The organism is Bradyrhizobium sp. S69, from assembly GCF_009766005.1.
Lineage (GTDB): Bacteria > Pseudomonadota > Alphaproteobacteria > Rhizobiales > Xanthobacteraceae > Bradyrhizobium.
Genome location: NZ_LMUK01000042.1, coordinates 240,821 through 259,911, shown reverse-complemented (window position 1 = coordinate 259,911; position 19,091 = coordinate 240,821). Strand labels below are relative to the sequence as shown.

20 protein-coding genes are annotated in these 19,091 nt (G+C 63.6%); 16 read left to right on the top strand and 4 right to left on the bottom strand.

From position 1 onward, the window contains the following. The first annotated feature begins 57 nt into the window (after window positions 1-57). On the top strand, window positions 58-1,068 hold the full coding sequence (locus tag GSQ88_RS21355) for a bile acid:sodium symporter family protein (RefSeq protein WP_159009730.1): 1,011 nt from the start codon (window positions 58-60) through the stop codon (window positions 1,066-1,068). A 100-nt stretch (window positions 1,069-1,168) separates the two neighbouring features. Here the strand turns inward: GSQ88_RS21355 and GSQ88_RS21350 are convergent, their stop codons facing one another. From GSQ88_RS21350 to GSQ88_RS21340, 3 genes are all read right to left on the bottom strand, one after another. Beyond that, window positions 1,169-2,581 carry a M20/M25/M40 family metallo-hydrolase gene (locus GSQ88_RS21350; protein WP_159009729.1) on the bottom strand — a complete coding sequence of 471 codons (1,413 nt, stop codon included), beginning with the start codon at window positions 2,579-2,581 and terminating at the stop codon, window positions 1,169-1,171. A 36-nt stretch (window positions 2,582-2,617) separates the two neighbouring features. Continuing rightward, window positions 2,618-3,973 (bottom strand): glycosyltransferase family 87 protein, encoded by a 1,356-nt coding sequence (locus GSQ88_RS21345; protein WP_246784899.1) that lies wholly within the window; start codon window positions 3,971-3,973, stop codon window positions 2,618-2,620. A gap of 62 nt (window positions 3,974-4,035) precedes the next feature. Continuing rightward, on the bottom strand, window positions 4,036-5,667 hold the full coding sequence (locus tag GSQ88_RS21340) for a helicase HerA-like domain-containing protein (protein WP_159009728.1): 1,632 nt from the start codon (window positions 5,665-5,667) through the stop codon (window positions 4,036-4,038). A gap of 355 nt (window positions 5,668-6,022) precedes the next feature. Between GSQ88_RS21340 and GSQ88_RS21335 the strand changes: the two genes are divergently transcribed. The 15 genes from GSQ88_RS21335 (at window position 6,023) to GSQ88_RS21265 (ending at window position 18,567) form a co-directional block, all read left to right on the top strand. Next, window positions 6,023-6,388, top strand: a complete 366-nt coding sequence (locus GSQ88_RS21335; RefSeq protein ID WP_159009727.1) for a DUF2267 domain-containing protein — start codon at window positions 6,023-6,025, stop codon at window positions 6,386-6,388. Between the two features lie 40 nt (window positions 6,389-6,428). Further along, complete coding sequence (locus GSQ88_RS21330) at window positions 6,429-6,836, top strand: DUF4332 domain-containing protein (RefSeq protein ID WP_159009726.1); 408 nt, start codon at window positions 6,429-6,431, stop codon at window positions 6,834-6,836. A 112-nt stretch (window positions 6,837-6,948) separates the two neighbouring features. Further along, window positions 6,949-7,812 (top strand): dihydropteroate synthase, encoded by an 864-nt coding sequence (gene folP, locus GSQ88_RS21325; protein WP_159009725.1) that lies wholly within the window; start codon window positions 6,949-6,951, stop codon window positions 7,810-7,812. After that, the gene (gene folB, locus GSQ88_RS21320) at window positions 7,809-8,189 is read left to right on the top strand and encodes a dihydroneopterin aldolase (protein WP_159009724.1); all 381 of its coding nucleotides are present in this window, start codon (window positions 7,809-7,811) and stop codon (window positions 8,187-8,189) included. The genes folP and folB overlap by 4 nt, the downstream gene beginning before the upstream one ends. A 38-nt stretch (window positions 8,190-8,227) precedes the next feature. Then, window positions 8,228-8,722, top strand: coding sequence for a 2-amino-4-hydroxy-6-hydroxymethyldihydropteridine diphosphokinase (gene folK, locus GSQ88_RS21315; RefSeq protein WP_159009723.1), 495 nt, complete (start codon window positions 8,228-8,230; stop codon window positions 8,720-8,722). 87 nt (window positions 8,723-8,809) lie between these two features. After that, the gene (locus GSQ88_RS21310) at window positions 8,810-10,720 is read left to right on the top strand and encodes a methylmalonyl-CoA mutase subunit beta (RefSeq protein WP_159009722.1); all 1,911 of its coding nucleotides are present in this window, start codon (window positions 8,810-8,812) and stop codon (window positions 10,718-10,720) included. Between the two features lie 2 nt (window positions 10,721-10,722). Beyond that, entirely contained in the window at window positions 10,723-11,187 is a 465-nt protein-coding gene (locus GSQ88_RS21305) for a GFA family protein (RefSeq protein ID WP_159009721.1), read from the top strand. Window positions 11,188-11,214: 27 nt separating this feature from the next. Beyond that, window positions 11,215-11,634, top strand: a complete 420-nt coding sequence (locus GSQ88_RS21300) for a hypothetical protein (RefSeq protein WP_159009720.1) — start codon at window positions 11,215-11,217, stop codon at window positions 11,632-11,634. Beyond that, a complete protein-coding gene (gene scpA, locus GSQ88_RS21295; protein ID WP_159009719.1) occupies window positions 11,631-13,787 on the top strand; it encodes a methylmalonyl-CoA mutase in 2,157 nt (718 codons plus the stop codon). Before GSQ88_RS21300 ends, scpA begins: the two co-directional genes overlap by 4 nt. 35 nt (window positions 13,788-13,822) lie before the next feature. Beyond that, window positions 13,823-14,137, top strand: a complete 315-nt coding sequence (locus tag GSQ88_RS21290; protein ID WP_159009718.1) for a nucleotidyltransferase family protein — start codon at window positions 13,823-13,825, stop codon at window positions 14,135-14,137. Next, window positions 14,138-14,482, top strand: coding sequence for a HepT-like ribonuclease domain-containing protein (locus GSQ88_RS21285; protein WP_159009717.1), 345 nt, complete (start codon window positions 14,138-14,140; stop codon window positions 14,480-14,482). Between the two features lie 39 nt (window positions 14,483-14,521). Then, window positions 14,522-15,307, top strand: coding sequence for a DUF3298 and DUF4163 domain-containing protein (locus tag GSQ88_RS21280; protein WP_159009716.1), 786 nt, complete (start codon window positions 14,522-14,524; stop codon window positions 15,305-15,307). Further along, a complete protein-coding gene (gene meaB, locus GSQ88_RS21275; protein ID WP_159009715.1) occupies window positions 15,304-16,290 on the top strand; it encodes a methylmalonyl Co-A mutase-associated GTPase MeaB in 987 nt (328 codons plus the stop codon). The genes GSQ88_RS21280 and meaB overlap by 4 nt, the downstream gene beginning before the upstream one ends. A gap of 148 nt (window positions 16,291-16,438) precedes the next feature. After that, window positions 16,439-17,086: a pyroglutamyl-peptidase I gene (locus GSQ88_RS21270; protein WP_159009714.1), complete on the top strand. Its 648-nt coding sequence runs from the start codon at window positions 16,439-16,441 to the stop codon at window positions 17,084-17,086. A gap of 110 nt (window positions 17,087-17,196) precedes the next feature. Further along, a complete protein-coding gene (locus GSQ88_RS21265; protein ID WP_159009713.1) occupies window positions 17,197-18,567 on the top strand; it encodes a TIGR03808 family TAT-translocated repetitive protein in 1,371 nt (456 codons plus the stop codon). A gap of 8 nt (window positions 18,568-18,575) precedes the next feature. Here GSQ88_RS21265 and GSQ88_RS21260 read toward each other — a convergent pair whose 3' ends face one another. Next, complete coding sequence (locus GSQ88_RS21260) at window positions 18,576-19,070, bottom strand: TIGR03809 family protein (protein WP_159009712.1); 495 nt, start codon at window positions 19,068-19,070, stop codon at window positions 18,576-18,578. Between the last annotated feature and the right edge of the window lie 21 nt (window positions 19,071-19,091).

The following is a 19,091-nucleotide window of genomic DNA, read 5'->3' as shown; positions in this document are numbered from 1 at the left end:
TCACAATGACCAATTTTGATTGATATGACGAGGGCATCGCCAGCAAAAGAGGTCTCCATGGCTTGGCTCACCCCTGTTCGGTCCCGCATCGACCCGTTCCTCGCCGCCATCCTGGCGACCGTCGCCATCGCCTTCCTGATGCCGGCGCGCGGCGAAGCCGCATCAGCGGTCGGCTGGCTCACCGATATCGCCATTGCGCTGCTTTTTTTCATGCACGGCGCGCGGCTTTCGCCTCAAGCGGCGTTTCTCGGCGCGCGACATTGGCGACTGCATATGATGGTGTTCCTGAGCACCTTCGTGCTGTTTCCGCTGCTCGGCTTAGCCGCGCATTGGCTGGCGCCCGGCCTGCTGCCGGCGCCGCTGTGGGCCGGGCTGATCCTGCTCACCGCGCTGCCTTCGACGGTGCAGGCCTCAATCGCGTTCACCTCGGTGGCGGGCGGCAACGTCCCGGCGGCCTTGTGCAGCGCTTCGGCATCCAATCTTCTGGGCGTCTTCCTGACGCCTGTGATCGCAGGCCTGCTGCTCACCGGTCATGGCGCCGATCTTTCGGCGCGCTCGATCCTCACCCTCGCCTTGCAACTGCTGCTGCCGTTCGCGGCGGGGCAATTGTTGCGGCCATGGATCGGCGATCTCGTCACGCGCCATGCGCGCGCGCTCAAGGCCGTCGACTACGGCTCGATCCTGCTGATCGTCTATTCGGCCTTCAGCCACGGTGTCGTCAACGGCATCTGGCACCAGGTCGACGCGCTCCAGCTTGTCGTGCTGGCGCTGGTCGATGCCGTCTTGCTCGCAACCGTGATCGCGATCCTGACCTTCGCGAGCCGATGGCTGGGCTTTTCACGCGCCGACCAGATCACCATCGTGTTCTGCGGATCGAAGAAAAGCCTCGCCAGCGGCCTGCCGATCGCAACCGTGCTGTTCGCGGGCCATGTCGGGCTGGTGATCCTGCCGGTGATGGTGTTCCACCAGATACAGCTGATGGTCTGCGCGTCGCTGGCCCGGCGTTACGCGGCGCGCTCAACCGCTGTGGCCGAACATCAAGCAGGTCTTGTGGCAACACCAGTCTGAGTGAGCGCCGTAGGGCGGGTTAGCGGAGCGTAACCCGCCGCGGCGAGGAAGACGGCGGATTACGCTCCGCTAATCCGCCCTACGCTCCACTGCCTTCCCGCTATTTCGGCACCTCGGCCAATGCGGCGAGAATTCGCGCCCAGGAACGAATGCCCTTGTGAAAGCTCTTGAGGTCGTATTTTTCGTTCGGCGAATGGATGTTGTCGTCGTCGAGGCCGAAGCCGACCAGCAGGGTGTCGAGACCGAGCGTGCGCTTGAAATCGGCCACGATCGGAATCGATGCGCCGGAGCCGATCAAGAGCGCCTCCTTGCCCCACTCCTCGGTGAGCGCGCGCTTGGCCGCCGCCAGCGGCTTCATGTTCCAGTCGAGCGCAATCGCAGGGCCAGAGGAATGATCGCCGAACTCGACGCGGCAATCCTTCGGCAGCAGCGAGGTGACGTAGTCGCGAAACAACTTGCGGATCCTCAGCGGGTCCTGTCCCTCGACCAGCCGGAACGAAACCTTGGCGGAGGCTTCCGCCGGAATCACGGTCTTGGAGCCCTCGCCGGTATAGCCGCCGATGATGCCGTTGACGTCGCAGGTCGGGCGCGAGGAGATCTGCTCGATCAAGAGGCGGCCCTTCTCGCCGGCCGGAATCGACAGCCCGATCGGCTTGAGGAAACTGTCCGGCGTGAGGTTGAGCTTCGACCACTGCGCCAGGATCTCCGGTGGCAGATCCTTCACCCCCTCATAGAAGCCGGGGATGGTGATGCGGCCGTCGTCGTCGAACAGGCCGCCGAGGATGCGGGTCAAAACCCGGATCGGATTTTGCGCGCCGCCGCCATAGATGCCGGAATGCAGGTCGCGGTTGGCGGCCTTGATCCAGACTTCTTCGTACAAAAGGCCGCGCAGCGCGGTGGTGATCGCCGGCGTGTTCGGATCCCACATGCCGGTGTCGCACACCATCGCGTAGTCCGCTTTGAACTCGTGCTTGTTCGCTTCCAGGAACGGTACGAAGTTTTTCGAACCGACTTCCTCTTCGCCCTCGATCACGATGGTCAGATTGATCGGCAGCGAGCCGGTGACCTGCTTCCAGGCCCGGCAGGCCTCAATGAAGGTCATCAACTGGCCCTTGTCGTCCTGCGCGCCGCGCGCCACGATGATCTTGCGGCCGTCGGCATGGTCGGTCACGACAGGCTCGAACGGCGGACGATGCCAGAGATTGAGCGGATCGACCGGCTGCACGTCATAATGGCCATAGAACAGCGCGTGCGGCCGTCCGGAATCTTTTGCGCCGCCATCGGCCTTGGCGACGATGGCGGGATGCCCCGCGGTCGGCCGCACTTCAGTGGCAAAGCCAAGCGTCGCGATGTCCTTGGCGAGATGATCGGCCGCCGCCTTGCAATCGCCGGCATTGGCCGGATCCGCGGAAATCGACTTGATCCGCAACAGCGCAAACAGCCGTTGCAGGCTGCTGTCGAAATCCGCATCGATGCGGTCGAGGACCGGTTGGAGCTGCGCGGTGCTGGACATGTCCGATCTTCCCTCGTCTTGGCTTAGATCCGTTGGCTACGCTTTGCGATCAGGTTGTAACCCGTCCGATGCCCCGGACAAAGCGCCGGGCCCGGCATTGGCGAGCTTGGTATCTGGAAGTTTGGTATCGGTAAGCTCGGCATCGGTAAGGGGATGCAGGATGTGCCAGACCAGCCCGGCGGATATCACGACGGTCGCCGCCAGATTGTTGCCATAGGCTTGCAGGTCGTTCGGATACATCGGAAGCGACAGGCTCATCAGCACGCCGGCGGCCGCCAGCGCGCCCCATGTCCAGGCTCGCACCGCGGGCCGTGGATCGTAGACGGCGCGGTGGATCAGGATGGTCATCGGAAAGATCAGCCACATGAAATAATACTGCCGAGCCAATGGCGAGGCCACCGTCATCAGGCAGAACAGGATGCCGAGTTCTTCGGCGTCCGAACGTGGCGTGCGCCGCGCGCGGGGCGGCATCACCGCGATGTAGCCGAGCCCGATCAACAGCGACACCACGGCGACGATCAGGTTCGCGGTCTTGAAATCGAGATCGAGCAGATTCATGTAATGCGGCGGCTTCGACGGATCGTCCTGGTCATAATTGACCGGGCGCGTCAGCCGGTGCGTCACTGCGATGATGGATTGATTGACCCAGGACCAGTTCTGCTCGTCGCGCTGCCCGAACCCCTTTTCGGAACTGGTCCCGACCATGCCCTGATACCAGGTCTTCAATTCCGCGATGTTGTGCTGGAAGCCGCGCACCGGCGCCGGAACCACGAACAGGAATACCCCGACGAAGATCGCCATGCTCGCGGCGGCGGCCCACTGCCGCCGCCACAACAGATAGGGCAACACCGCGACCGGAAAAACCTTGATCGCGGTTGCCAGCGCAAACATGCTGCCGGCCATCCAGCGCCGCTCGTGCTGCAACAGCCAGAATCCGTACAACATCATCGCCAGCAGCATCAAATTGGGCTGGCCGAGGTCGAACATGTCGAACACAAAGGAGACCGTCGCAAAGCCGGGCAGCGCATAAAGCCACGGACCGGGTGTCCGTCCCGACCCCGTCATCGCGTTGGACAACTGCCCGGTCATCCACCACGCCGCGGCATTGACCAGCGACAGGCAGGCATAAAGCGGCAGCTTGCCGAAATAGCTCGGTATCGCCAGCAGCACCGCCGGCAGCGGCGGGTAGATGAATTCAAAATAGGAGTTGGGGTCGCTGGGATAGAGGTTCTTGCCCTGCAGCACCTGTTGTCCGGCCCAGAACCACAGCGGGTAGTCCTTGGTCTTGCCGCTGCCCCAGATTTCCGGGCCGAGCACGTCGGCGGTCAGCGCGATGCAGGCCACCAGAAAAAGAATATCGAGCGGCGCTCGCAACGACGGATATCTCAGCACGCGCGTCTTTCGATCAAATCACAGGAAACAGACCATACCGCCCGAAAGCGGCGATAGGGAGTCTATCGTCGCAGCAGGCCGCCCAGCGCGCCCCGCACCAAGGCGCGGCCGACCGAACCTCCGATCGAGCCGCCCACCGATTTGCCGAGATCGGCCACCACCCCGCCGACCACCTTGTCGGTGACAGAGCGCGTGACGTTGCGCGCGATCAATTGGCCGGTCGACAATCGGCCCCGCCGCGCATTGGTGCCGAAAATCGTGCCGACGATCGCGCCCAGATGTCCGAGAATCCCGATGTCCCCGCCGCCGCCCTCGGCCGGCGCCACATTGCCGGCCAGGCGCTTTTGAATGATCTCGTAGGCGGATTCGGCATCGATCGCGGTGTCGTATTTGCCCTTCACGGGGCTCGAATCCATGATCGCCTTGCGTTCTTCCGGCGTGATCGGCCCGATCCGCGCCGAGGGCGGCCGGACCATGATCCGCTCGACCATTTCGGGCGTGCCGTTGGCGTCCAGGAACGACACCAGCGCTTCACCCTTGCCCAATTCCATGATGATTTGGGCGGTGTTGAGCTTTGGATTGGGCCGGAAGGTCTGCGCCGCGGCCGCCACCGCCTTCTGGTCGCGCGGCGTAAACGCCCGCAACGCATGCTGCACGCGGTTGCCCAATTGGCCAAGCACGGTGTCCGGCACGTCGACCGGGTTCTGCGTCACGAAGTAAACGCCGACGCCCTTGGAGCGGATCAGCCGTACCACCTGCTCGATCTTGTCCATCAGCGCCTTCGGCGCATCGTTGAACAAGAGATGCGCCTCGTCGAAGAAGAACACCAGCTTCGGCTTCGGCGGGTCGCCGACTTCGGGAAGCTCTTCAAATAGTTCGGACAGCATCCACAGCAGGAACGTGGCGTAGAGCCGCGGGCTCTGCATCAATTTGTCCGCCACCAGGATGTTAACCATGCCGCGGCCGTCGCGGTCGGTGCGCATGAAATCCTTCAGCGCCAGCGCCGGTTCGCCGAAGAACTTCGCGCCGCCCTGGTTTTCCAGTACCAGCAATTGCCTTTGAATGGTTCCAACGGTGGCCTTGGTGACATTGCCGAAGCCTTGCGCGGCCTTGCGGATCGACGCCAGCGGATCGTCGTGACCGTCGGCGGACTTCTTGGCGCTGTCGGGCACGATCGCATCGAGCAGCGCCCGCAGATCCTTCATATCGATCAGTGCGAGACCATTGTCGTCAGCGACCCGGAAGGCGACGTTGAGAACGCCCTCCTGCACGTCATTGAGATCGAGCATCCGCGCCAGCAGCAACGGCCCCATCTCGGTGATCGTCGCGCGTACCGGATGGCCCTGCTCGCCGAACACATCCCAAAATACCGTCGAGAACTGATCGGGCTGGAAGGTCAGGCCCATATCGCCGGCGCGCTTGACCAGAAAATCCTTCGCCACACCGACTTCGGAGATACCCGAAAGGTCTCCCTTGATATCGGCCGCGAAAACTGGAACACCGGCGCGCGCGAACCCCTCCGCCATGACCTGTAGCGAAACAGTCTTGCCGGTTCCGGTCGCGCCGGTGACGAGACCATGGCGGTTTCCAACCGCCAGCGTCAGCCAGGCCGGCTGATCGCCCTTGCCGATGAAAATCTTCTCGCCGGTATCGGCAATCTTGTTGTCGGCCGTCTTGTTATCGGAGGGAACCATTGCATCGCCTCTTGGTGCGCATCGCGGGCTGGGAGCGCACCCAGCATGGTTATACTGCATCTTGGAACTAATTTGAAACCGTTCAACTGACTTCACGTATCTTCGTCCCGGCGCTTTCCGTCTCACGGCTTTGCGCGAGCACGAAGGCTGAAGCGATCTTGCTGCGACAAAGTGCCGTGCAGACCGCTCTGACCACCTTGCCAATCTCGCCGATCTTGCATTGCTGCAACACTCATCCCGCCATGTCGGATGAATCTCGTCTTCGCATGCGCTGATCGCTTGTAATTCGTGCGGCAGAAGATCAAGATAAAATCACAAGCAAGGAACCGGCAGGCAACCGGTTGGGACGGGGCAAATGGACGAGCTGATAGGACGACTGGCCGCGCAAGCCGGAATACAGAACGCTGTCGCGGAAAAAACCATCGGCATCATCCTGGGTTTCCTTCGCAGCGAGGGCCCTTCCGACAAAGTCCAGGCCTTGATCGACAACATCCCGGGCGCGGAAGCCGCGATCGCCTCCTCCGGCAACAGCGGCGGTCTCGGCCGCTTGATGGGTGGTGGCCTGATGGCACTCGGCGCCAGACTGATGGCGCTTGGTCTGGGCATGGCCGAGATTCAGACCATCGCGCGTGAACTTTTCAGGTTTGGCCGCGACAAAATTGGGGCGGATCAGATGGGCGAGATCGTCGCGGGGACACCGGGCCTAAGCCAGTTCGCCTGACAGCGCGGTTCGGTTAAGCACTTTTTTCATATCGAGTATCATGACATATCCAATCTCCGAGATTGAAGGCCTCACCGCCTTCACCGCATCGAAATTGAAAGCGCTTGGCATTCGTACCACCGATGGGCTGCTCGAGGTGACCCGCACCGTCAAGGGGCGCAAGGCGCTCGCAGGCAAGACCGGGATCAGCGAGCAGCAATTGCTCGAATGGGCGAACATCTCCGACTACATGCGGATTCCCGGCATGGGCAAGGCCAAGGTCGGACTGGTGCGCGCGGCCGGCGTCACCACGGTTCGGGAGCTGGCGCTGCGCAATCCGGCGCGGCTGGCGCAGAACATGAAGGACGTGAATACCAAGCGAAAGCTCGTCCGGGTTCTGCCCTCCGAGAAGTCGGTCGAGCAACTGATCGCGCAGGCCCGCAAGCTGCCGCCCAAAATTACCTATTAGCAGGTTACTTCTTGCACAGGATCGGCCTGTATTTCAGGCTGATCGGATGCAGGTTGGCCGGACGCCGGCTCGCATCTTGACTCCCATGCGGGGACCGCGCAAAGCCACCGGCATGATGGCGACCACAACCCGACCGACCCTTGCGCCGGCGGCCACCTCGGCCGGTCATCCGGTGTTGCGGGCGCTGTTGTCCCGGCCATACCCCGCCGTGATGGGTGTATTGAACGTGACGCCGGATTCGTTTTCCGACGGCGGCAAGTTCATCGCGCCCGAACATGCGCTGACGCAGGCGCGGCGGATGATCGCCGAGGGCGCCGACATCATCGACATCGGCGCGGAATCCACCCGGCCCTACGGCTCGCAACCGGTCTCGGCCGATGAAGAGCTGGAGCGCCTCCAGCCGATATTGGCCGAGGTGGCGGCATTCGGGATTGCGGTCTCGATCGACAGTATGAAAGCACCGGTGGTCGGCTGGGCGCTGGATCAAGGGGCTGCGATCGCCAACGACGTCTGGGGTCTGCAACGCGACCCCGACATGGCGGGCCTAGTGGCAGAGCGCAAGGCGCCCGTCATCATCATGCATAACCGCGATGAGGCCGACGCCGGCATCGACATCATGAAGGATATCGCGAACTTCTTTGCGCGGTCGCTGGCGATCGCGGCGAAGGCCGGGATTTCGCCCGACAATATCGTGCTCGATCCCGGCATCGGCTTTGGCAAGACCCAGGAGCAAAGCATCACGGTATTGGCGCGGCTCCATGAGCTTGCCGTCTTCAACCTGCCGCTGCTGATCGGCGCATCCCGCAAGCGCTTCATCGATTCCATTACGCCGTCGGCGCCGGACCGCCGTCTCGGCGGCTCGATCGCGGCGCATCTGATCGCGGCCAACAGCGGCGCGCGGATCATCCGGACCCATGATGTCGCGGAAACGGTTCAGGCGCTGCGGGTGACGGCCGCGATCGGGGACAAGCGATGAGCGATACGATCTTCATCACCGGCGTCGTGATCCACGCCCGCCATGGCGTCATGGAACACGAGACCGCGGTCGGGCAGCGCTTTGTCATCGATCTCGAACTGTCGGCCGATCTGGCGGAATCCTCACGGACCGATCGCCTCGCCGACACGGTCTCCTATTCCAACGTGGTCGCGACCGCGACGGCGGCTTTCAAGGACGTCAATTACAAGCTGCTGGAGCGCGCCGCCGGCGCGGTCGCCGACGCCATCCTGGCGACGTTTGCCCGCATCACCGCCGTCAAGGTCACCGTCCACAAGCCGCACGCCCCGATCGCCGCGATTTTCGACGATGTCGGCGTGGTGCTGACGCGGACGCGGCATCCACCTTCGCACGGCTGACACACCGATGGTCGACGCATTGATGGTCGAAGCACTGCATGGCTGACGTCCTGATCGCGCTTGGCGGCAATGTCGGCGATGTCCGCGCGACCTTTCAAAAGGCGATCGCCAATATCTGCGGCATGGCGCAGGCAGCGCTGCTGGCGCGCTCGTCGGATTATACCACTCCGCCCTGGGGCGAACTGGATCAGGCGCGCTTCATCAACGCCTGCATCGAGATCGAGACCAGCCTCGATCCGCACGCGCTGCTGTTCACGCTGCACAAGATCGAGAAGAAATTCGGCCGCGACCGCGGCAACGAGACGCGCTGGGGCCCGCGCACCCTCGATCTCGACCTGATCGCCTATGACGATGTGTCGATCGACCAGCCGGAACTGGCATTGCCGCATCCCCGGCTGTTCGAGCGCGCCTTCGTGCTGGTGCCGCTGCTGGAAATCGTTCCCGATCGCCGGATCGCGGGCCGCGATCTGAGGGCGGCGCTGGCGGAGCTATCGACCGACGGTATCGAGCGCTTGCCGGCGCCCCCGGATTAACCACAAACAACCGTTTGGCTTGGCCGCTTCGACGTGGCAATTTCCGATCTAATTGAGAAGAACAGCCCCTCGGGAGTACCCTGCCGAATGACCACCGACGACCTACGGCTGGCTGCGGATTTCGCACCCGCGAGCTATGACGACTGGCGCAAGCTGGTCGATGGCGTGCTGAAGGGCGCGCCGTTCGAAAAACTGGTCGGCAAGACCTCGGACGGGCTGAAGATCGAGCCGATCTACCGCCGCGTCGGCAACGCGGCCCCGATCGCCGGCCGCGCGGCGGCCGCACCCTGGCAGATCATGCAGCGGATCGATCATCCCGACGCCGCGCAAGCCAACGCGCAGGCGTTGCACGATCTCGAGAACGGCGCCACCGGGCTCGAATTCGAATTTGCCGGCGGAGCCGGCGCGCGCGGTTTCGGCCTCGCCGATGCGAGGCCGGAAACGCTGGCGCGCGCTTTTGACGGTATTTTCCTGGACGCCGGGATTGCGATCGCGCTGAACCCGGTGGTTGGCCGCGACAATGCCGGCGAGACCTTCGCCGATCTGGTCGAAGCCAGGGGCCTCGATCCCGCCAAGGTCGACGTCCGCATCAATTATCAGGCGTTGACGACCATGGCGGTGCGTGGCGCCGCGCCGGCGCCGTGGCATGAGATGGAGAAGCCGTTCGCCAAAGTGGTCCGCGGCCTGATCGGACGCGGTTTCAAGGGACCGTTTGTACTGGCGGATGGCCGCGCGGTGCACGATGCCGGCGGATCGGAAGCGCAGGAACTGGCCTTCACGCTGGCGATCGCGATCGCCTATCTGCGGATGCTGGAGGCCGGCGGCATCGACCTCGACGCCGCGCGTTCCGCGATCTCGTTCCGGCTTGCCGCCGACGCCGATCAATTCCTGACCATGGCGAAATTCCGCGCGCTGCGGCCGTTGTGGGCCCGGGTCGAACAGGCTTGCGGGCTGGCGCCGAAGCCGATCTTCGTCGCCGCCGAAACGGCGTGGCGCATGCTGACCCAGCGCGACGCCTATGTGAACATGCTGCGCGCGACCATCGCGACATTTGCGGCGGGCCTTGGCGGCGCCAATGCCATCACGGTATTGCCGCATACGCTGGCGCTGGGACTACCCGATCCATTCGCGCGGCGGGTGGCGCGCAACACTCAACTGGTGCTGCTGGAGGAATCCAATCTCGCCAAAGTAGCCGACCCCGCCGCCGGCTCCGGCGGCATCGAAACCCTGACCCGAGAACTCTGCGAAAGCGCGTGGGCACTGTTCCAGGAGATCGAGAAGGCCGGCGGGGTGTTCGCAAGCCTTGAGCAGAACCTGATCCAACGCAAGGTCGCGGCAACGCGGGCCGCGCGCGAGAGCGACATCGCCCGCCGCAAGGTGGTGCTGACCGGCGCCAGCGAATTTCCCAATCTGCACGAAGCCCCTATCGCGGTGCTCGATGTGAAGCCGGCCGCAGCCGAAGCCCAGGCTGAATCCCATGGCGCGGCTGCGATCAAATTCGACGCGCTGGCGCCGATGCGGCTCGCAGCGCCATTCGAGCGGCTGCGCGACAGATCCGATGAAATCCAAAAAGCGCGCGGCGCGCGGCCGAAGGTGTTTCTCGCCAATCTCGGCACCGCCGCCGACTTCACCGCCCGCGCGGCCTTTGCCAAAAGCTTCTTCGAGACCGGCGGCATCGAGGCGGTGGATTTTATAGGTGAGGCGTCCCTTCCTTCACCTCTCCCTATGGGAGAGGTGAAGGAATTCGCGGCGCTCGCAGCGGCCTTCAAGGCGTCCGGCGCGGAACAGGCGTGTCTTTGTTCATCCGACAAGATGTATGCCGGTCACGCCGTCGCGGCCGCAACGGCCCTTCAAGCCGCCGGCGCCAAACATATCTATCTGGCGGGCCGGCCCGGCGAGCAGGAAGCGACGCTGCGCGGCGCCGGGGTGGCCGATTTCATCTTCGCCGGCGGCGACGCGCTGGCGATGCTCGACGAAGCCTGGCGGCGGATGGAGTGAGCATGAACACGGCGAGCAAAACTGACCTGACCGGCGGCTGCCAATGCGGCGCCATCCGCTTTGCGCTCTCGGCCGCACCGGTGCGGATCAGCATCTGTCACTGCCGGATGTGCCAGAAGGCATCCGGCGCGCCGTTCGCCTCGCTTGCCGACATCGAACATGCCGATTTTGCCTGGACCCGTGGCCAACCCGCGGCGTTCAGATCCTCGTCGATCGCCGAGCGCGATTTCTGTGCCGCTTGCGGCACCCCCCTGAGTTTCCGCCGCATCGATGGTCCCCGGATCGAGATCATGACCGGCGCGTTCGACCGCCCCGACCGGTTGGTGCCGACGCGGCAATATGGAACCGAATCCCGGCTCGGCTGGGTGGTCGGCCTCGCCAATCTGCCGAGCCAGACCACGCTACAAAATTACGGCCCGGACAAACTCGCCGGCATCGTCAGCCACCAGCATCCGGACCGTGATTGAGGATGGCACCATCGACTGGCGGACATCATGGGCAACAACATGGCCGATCGGGACGAACTTGCTCAACTCGAAGCGGAGCGCGATCGGTTGCTTTCGATGATCGGCTTTCAAAACGGCCCGTTCTATCAAATCCCGCTAAACTTTCGCATGCTGGCGTGGTTTGTCGTGGTTGCGATCATTTTTGTCGCCGCGGCGTTGAACGTGGCAGGGATTCTTGCCGGTCAAATTTCCGTTTCGGGCCTCGTTTTCTCGGTAGTGGGCTTGGCGCTGTTGGCGTACATTCTGGTGCGGAGGAATACGGTGTTCGATAGCCCTTTCTTCGCAGGTGAAATCCTTGTCACGTCCGGGGATGGCATCGTCGCGACCCCGCCGGGGGAGCGTGAGGCTCATCAGCGTCTTGCGGAATGCGAGGCACGCATTGTGAAATTGAAGGAAGGCCGTCCGTGAGCAGGATTCCCAATTTTTCAGAGATCGCGTTCGAAAAAGCCGCGCCCGCCTCGCCGGTCGGCGGCGCCGAACCATGGCTGACGCCCGAAGGTATTCTCGTAAAACCCGGCTACAGCGAAGCCGATCTTGGCGGCATCGACTTCCTCGAGACCTGGCCCGGCATCGCGCCTTTTCTGCGCGGCCCCTACCCGACGATGTATGTCAACCAGCCCTGGACCGTCCGACAATATGCCGGGTTCTCCACGGCGGAGGATTCCAACGCATTCTATCGCCGCAACCTCGCCGCCGGCCAGAAGGGCCTTTCGGTCGCGTTCGATCTCGCCACCCACCGCGGCTACGACAGCGATCATCCACGCGTCACCGGCGATGTCGGCATGGCCGGCGTCGCGATCGATTCGATCTACGACATGCGCACGCTGTTCTCGGGGATTCCGCTCGACCAGATGAGCGTGTCGATGACCATGAACGGCGCGGTGCTGCCGATCTTGGCGCTGTTCGTGGCGGCTGCCGAAGAACAGGGCGTGCCGCCGGAAAAGCTATCAGGGACCATTCAGAATGACATTCTGAAAGAGTTCATGGTGCGCAACACCTACATCTATCCGCCGACGCCCTCGATGCGGATCATCTCCGATATCTTTGCGTATACCTCCCAGAAGATGCCGAAATACAATTCCATTTCGATCTCCGGCTATCACATGCAGGAAGCCGGCGCGACGCAGGACCTCGAGCTCGCCTATACGCTGGCCGACGGCGTCGAATATCTGCGCGCCGGGCTCGCCGCCGGCCTCGATGTCGACCGCTTCGCGCCGCGATTGTCGTTCTTCTGGGCGACCGGCATGAATTTTTTCATGGAAGTCGCGAAGATGCGCGCGGCGCGGCTATTGTGGGCCAAACTGTTAAAACCGTTCAACCCGAAAGACCCGCGCTCGCTCAGCCTGCGCACGCATTGCCAGACCTCGGGCTGGTCGCTGACCGCGCAGGACGTCTACAACAATGTGATGCGGACCACGATCGAAGCGATGGCGGCCACGCAAGGCCATACCCAATCGCTGCACACCAACGCGCTCGACGAGGCGCTGGCGCTGCCGACCGATTTTTCGGCGCGCATCGCCCGCAACACCCAATTGTTCCTGCAACAGGAAACCGGCACCACCCGCATCATCGATCCCTGGGGTGGCTCGCATTATGTCGAGCGCCTGACCCATGATCTCGCCGCGAAAGCCTGGGGCCACATCCAGGAAGTCGAGGAACTCGGCGGCATGGCCAAGGCGATCGAGGCCGGCGTACCAAAACTGCGGATCGAGGAAGCTTCCGCCAAGACGCAAGCGCGGATCGACGCCGGCAAGCAGGCGGTGATCGGCGTCAACAAATACAAGCCGGTCGATGAAGCCCCGATCGATGTGCTCAAGGTGGAGAACTCCACAGTGCGGCGGTTGCAGATCGACAAGCTGAAGCGGTTGCGATCCGAACGCAGCCAGAAGCAGGTCGACGAGGCGCTGGCGGCGCTGACGCGCAGCGCCGGCGAAGGCAATGGCAATCTGCTGGCGCTGGCGATCGACGCCGCGCGCGCCAAGGCCACCGTCGGTGAGATTTCCGATGCGATGGAAAAAGTGTTCGGGCGGCACCGTGCCGAAATCAAATCCATCACCGGCGTCTACAAGCGGGAGGCATCCACCATGTCCAACCGGGTCGAAAAGGTGCAGGCGCTGATCGATACCTTCGAGGAAGCCGAAGGCCGCCGGCCGCGCATTCTCGTGGCAAAAATCGGCCAGGACGGCCACGACCGCGGCCAGAAGGTGATCGCGTCCGCCTTCGCCGATGTCGGTTTCGACGTCGATATCGGGCCGCTGTTTGCCACCGCCGATGAAGCGGCGCGGCAGGCCGTCGAGAACGACGTGCATATTCTCGGGCTGTCGTCGCTGGCGGCCGCGCATCTTACCGCGGTGCCGGAACTGAAAGCCGCGCTGAAGAAACAGGGCCGCGAAGACATCATGATCATCATCGGCGGCGTGGTGCCCCCGCAAGATTACGACGCGCTGTACAAGGCCGGCGCCGAAGCGATCTTCCCGCCAGGCACCGTGATTGCGGACGCCGCCGAGGAGCTGATCCACAAGCTCAATGCAAGGCTGGGCCATAGCGAGGCGGCGGAGTAGCTGCGCATTCTCCACAATCGTGCTAGTGTCGGTTCATGAATAATGCTGTCGACATCAAGCTGGACACAATCATCGCCAAGCTGCGGGAGATGGCCCCTGCGATAAAGGCGCAAGGGGTTACGCGGCTTGCTGTTTTCGGATCACGTGCCCGTGGCGATGCGAGACCTGACAGCGACCTCGACATCCTCCTTGATACGACCTCACGCGGAGAGAAGCCGCCTTTCGATATCTTCAAGGTTCAGCATTTGATCGAAGACGCGACGGGGGTTTCCACCCAGATTTCGATGCAAAAAATGCTCAAGCCGCGCATGGCAGAGCGAATCGCCGATGATCTGATCGAGGTCTTCTAGATGCCGCCCAACGTCGAAGACCGGCTCAAGGACATCCTGGAAGCGATCACAGAGATCGAGGATGTGATGCGCGGCGTAAGTTTTGAGCAATTCGCATCGGACAGACGGATTCGACTGCTTGCGGAACGTTTGCTGGAAATTGCCTGCGAGGCTTCCCGAACAATACCCGAAAGACTCAAGCAAGACGCGCCCGATATCGGATGGCGAAATATGATCGACTTCGGAAATCTGCTGCGGCATGCCTATCATTCGACAGACCCGCAAGTCGTTTGGGACATTATCCAGAAGCACCTGCCGCCGCTGAAGTCGTTTGTCCAACACCGGATAGGGTTGGCCAGGAAATAAATTTTGAACGCGCATCATTCTCAAACTTGCGATCACTCAATGGTCCGAACTCTACTTACCTGCCTGACGATCGTTCTCGCTGGCGTCGCGCTTGTCGTTCCTGCCTTCGCCGCCGATCCCAAACCTGACGCCGCCATCAAGAACAAAAACGTCGAAGCCAGCGTCTTCCTCGACGACAAGATCAAGGCTGATCCAGTGCTGTCGGCGGATTGTCTCGCCGAGGGCAAGAAGTGGATCGACAAGAATGCCGCCGAAGCCGCGGCCTCGCGCAAGGAAGACCCGCAGGCGTTCCGCGACGGCGCGTGGACCATGGAGCGGAAATACGAGACGCGCTCGGTCGTCGATGGTCAGTATATCAGCCTCGTCAGGTCGGAATACACCGACACTGGCGGCGCTCATCCCAACAGGGATGTCGATACCATCCTGTGGGATGCGACCGCCAGGAAACGCATCAGCATCCGACCGTTCTTCACCGAGACCGTGGACAACGGCCCGACCATGAAGGCCCTGGTCAAGGCCGTGATCGCCTCGCTCAATGTCGAAAAAAAGAAGCGCGACACCACGGAGACCGCGACCGCCGAGTGGTACCAGGGTCTCGAACCGAAATTGCTCAAGATCGGCGCGGTGACGCTGGCGCCCTCGACCGTATCAGGCAAAAGCTCCGGCCTGACCTTCCATTATCCACCCTTCGCGGTCGGCCCCTTTGTCGAAGGCGAGTATGTCGCGTTCGTACCGTGGGAGATTTTGAAACCGTATTTGACCCCGGAGGGCACGGCGATCTTCGCAGGCGCCCGGCCCAAGGGCGACGATGACGACGAGCAATGACCGAACGCGCTCCGCTCGATATCGCTAAGCTGACAAAGGAGCTGCGCGCCGGAAGCCGCGCGGCGCTGGCGCGCGCGATCACGCTGATCGAGAGCCGGCGCAGCGATCATCAGGCCGTGGCGCGCGAGCTGGTGCAGGCGCTGCTGCCCGACACCGGCACGGCGATCCGGGTCGGCATTACCGGTTCGCCGGGGGTCGGAAAATCCACCACCATCGATCGCCTAGGGATGTTCCTGATCGAGCGCCGCCACAAGGTCGCGGTACTCGCGGTGGATCCCTCCTCGGCCCGCACCGGCGGCTCGATCCTCGGCGACAAGACGCGGATGGCCCGGCTGTCCGCCTCCGACGACGCCTTTATCCGGCCCTCGCCTGCATCAGGCACGCTCGGCGGCGTCGCGGCCAAAACCCGCGAGGCGATGCTGCTGTGCGAGGCCGCCGGCTTCGACGTGGTGCTGGTGGAGACCGTCGGCATCGGACAGTCCGAGACCGCGGTGTGCGACATGACTGATTTTTTCCTGGCGCTGATGCTGCCGGGCGCCGGCGACGAATTGCAGGGCATCAAGAAAGGCCTGGTCGAACTCGCCGACATGATCGCGGTCAACAAGGCCGACGGCGACAACATCAAGCGCGCCAATCTCGCGGCCGGCGAATATCGCGGCGCGCTGCATATCCTCACCCCCCGCTCCGAGCACTGGCATCCGCCGGTCGTGACCTATTCGGCGCTGACCGGTGCCGGCATCGGCGAACTCTGGCAGAATATCCTCGATCATCGCACCGCGATGAATGCGTCAGGCGATTTCGCCGAGCGGCGGCGGCAGCAGCAGGTGAAATGGATGTGGTCGATGCTGGAGCAGCGGATGATGGCGCGGCTGCGCGCCGACCCGGCGATCCGCGCCAAGGTGAAGAAGACCGAAATCGACGTCGCCGACGGCCGCATCACGCCGGCGCTGGCGGCGGAGCAGATCGCGGAGATGCTTAAGTAATACGCCGTCATGGCCGGGCATAGCCGTACGAAGGACGGCGTCGCTACCGCTCGCCTATGCCCGGCCATCCACGTCTTGACTGCGAGAAAAACGTGGATGCCCGGCACAAGGCCGGGCATGACGAACTCTAATACGGTGTGCTCACATTATGACGACGAACACCCCCCGCATCCTCATCACCGGCTTCGAGCCGTTTCCCGGTGCGCCGTATAATCCGACGCAGCCGCTGGTGAAGCGGTTGATGCGGCTGCGCCGTCCCGCATTGGCCGATGTCGCGCTGTCGAGCCATATCTTTCCGGTGACCTACAGCGCGGTCGACCGCGAGCTGCCCGAATTGCTGAGGCAGCATCGGCCACAGGCGCTTCTGATGTTCGGGCTCGCGGCGCGCACAGCCTGGGTCCGGGTCGAGACCCGCGCCCGCAACGCCGTCACCATGCTGTGGCCCGATGCCGATCATGCGCGGATACGCAAGGGATCGATCGCGGGCGGCGCCGATGCCGCAATGTTCGGTCCGCACACGGCGAAACTTTTGCGCGCCGCGCTCAACACAAGCATCGACGCGCGAACCTCGCGCAATGCCGGCAGCTATCTCTGCAATTATCTGAGCTGGCGCGCGATCGAGGCGACCTGCCGCGATGGCGGTCCTCGGCTTGCCGCGTTCATCCACGTGCCCCAACTGGCGCGCGAAGGCGCTTCGCCCATCGCAGGGCGGATCACGCTCGACGAACTGGTCGACGCCGGCGAAGCCATGCTGATGGAGATGGTAAAGCTGACGCGCGCGGCGACTTTGGCGTAGCCGTCGATTAACCCTACCTCCAACAATCCCGCTGTTCCGCCCTCGCCTTCACCATGCCCGGCCGTATTTTTGCGTTACTGCAAAGCTGCGAACACGGGAACAGCCACACCATGAACCTCAATCGCCGCCATCTGATCGGCGCCTCGATGACCGGCGCGGCCGGTGCGCTGGCGATGGCGCCGGACGCGGCGCGCGCGGCGCCGCTGACGTCGACGCTCGGGCGCGATGCCACGCAATATGGCGTGCGGCCCGGCAGCCCCGAGGACCAGACGCGAGTCCTGCAGCGTGCCATCGATGAAGCCGCGCGCGCGCAAGCCCCATTGGCGCTGCCGCCGGGGGTCTATCGTACCGGCCTGCTGCGGCTTTCGAGCGGCACCCAACTGGTCGGCATCCGCGGCGCAACGCGGCTGGTTTTCAATGGCGGCGCATCGCTGCTGCAAAGCGAAGGCGCCGACCATATTGGCATCAGCAATATTACGCTCGACGGCGGCGGCATTGCGTTGCCGGCGCGGCGCGGCCTGGTTCATGGCCTCGGCGGACGCGACATTCGCATCATCGATTGCGAGATCGCGGGCAGCGGCGGCGCCGGCATCTGGCTCGAGCAGGTCTCGGGCGACATCAGCGGCAACATCATCACCGCGACCGCCTCCACCGCGATCGTCTCGTTCGATGCGCGGGGCCTGCTGGTGTCGCGCAACACCATCCAGGGCACCAACGACAACGGCATCGAAATCCTGCGCACCGCGATCGGCGATGACGGCACGCTGGTCGTGGACAACCGCATCGAGGACATCAAGGCCGGCCCCGGCGGCTCCGGGCAATACGGCAACGCGATCAACGCGTTTCGCGCCGGCAATGTCATCGTGCGCGGCAATCGCATCCGCAACTGCGACTATTCCGCGGTGCGCGGCAATTCGGCGTCCAACATCCAGATATCAGGCAACAGCGTCAGCGACGTCCGCGAAGTGGCGCTGTATTCCGAATTTGCGTTCGAGGGCGCGGTGATCGCCAACAACATTGTCGATGGCGCAGCGTTCGGCGTTTCGGTCTGCAACTTCAACGAAGGCGGACGCATCGCGGTCGTGCAAGGCAACATCATCCGCAATTTGCGGCCGAAGCGCCCGATCGGCACCGCGCCCGATGACGACGCCGGCGTCGGCATCTATGTCGAGGCCGACAGCTCGGTCACCGGCAATGTGATCGAGAATGCGCCGTCGTTCGGCATCATGGCCGGCTGGGGCAATTATCTGCGCGACATCGTCATCTCGGGCAATGTGATCCGCAAGGCCTTTGTCGGCGTCGGCGTATCGGTGACGCCGGGTGCCGGCACCGTGCTGGTCAACGCCAACATGATCTCCGAAACCCCGCGCGGCGCGGTGGTCGGGCTCGATCACGCCCGCCCCGTGACCGCCGATCTCGCCGCCGACGGCGCGCAACGCCTCGCCCAAGTGGTGATCGCGAACAATGCGGTGCGGAGTTAGCGACGGCCCTACAGCGCGTTGCGCAGCAGGGGATAGCGTTGCTGGACGGCCGCGATGATGTCGAGGGTCAGTTCTGACGCGCTGTCCAACGCCGGCTCCGGGGTCGCCGCGGCGACCTGGTCCGGCTCGATGGGCGGCGCATCGATCGGCGCCATCGTGGCCACCGGCCGCGGCGCCTCGTCCGGGAATGACGCCGGCTGCAGCGAAAACGCACCGATGCGGCGCGGTTGCGCCTCGCGCGGCAGCGGCGTGCGGGCGCGGCTGGGCGCGAAAAAGTCGAGTACAAATTCTTCGCGGGACGCCTCGCGGCTCAACAGATCGCGCCAGGTTTCGACCGCGGCTTTGGCCTCCTGGATGTTTTCGAGAAAGGCCCGCTCCGAGTGAAAGCGGCGCCAGCGTCCAGTTTCGAACAGCTCGGTGAGGTATTCCAGCCGCTGCTCAGCAAGGTTGCACCAGCGCGCAACGACGTCGCGGCCATGCGCCACGTCTTGTCGATATGTCATAAAAGCCAGCCCGCAAGGAGA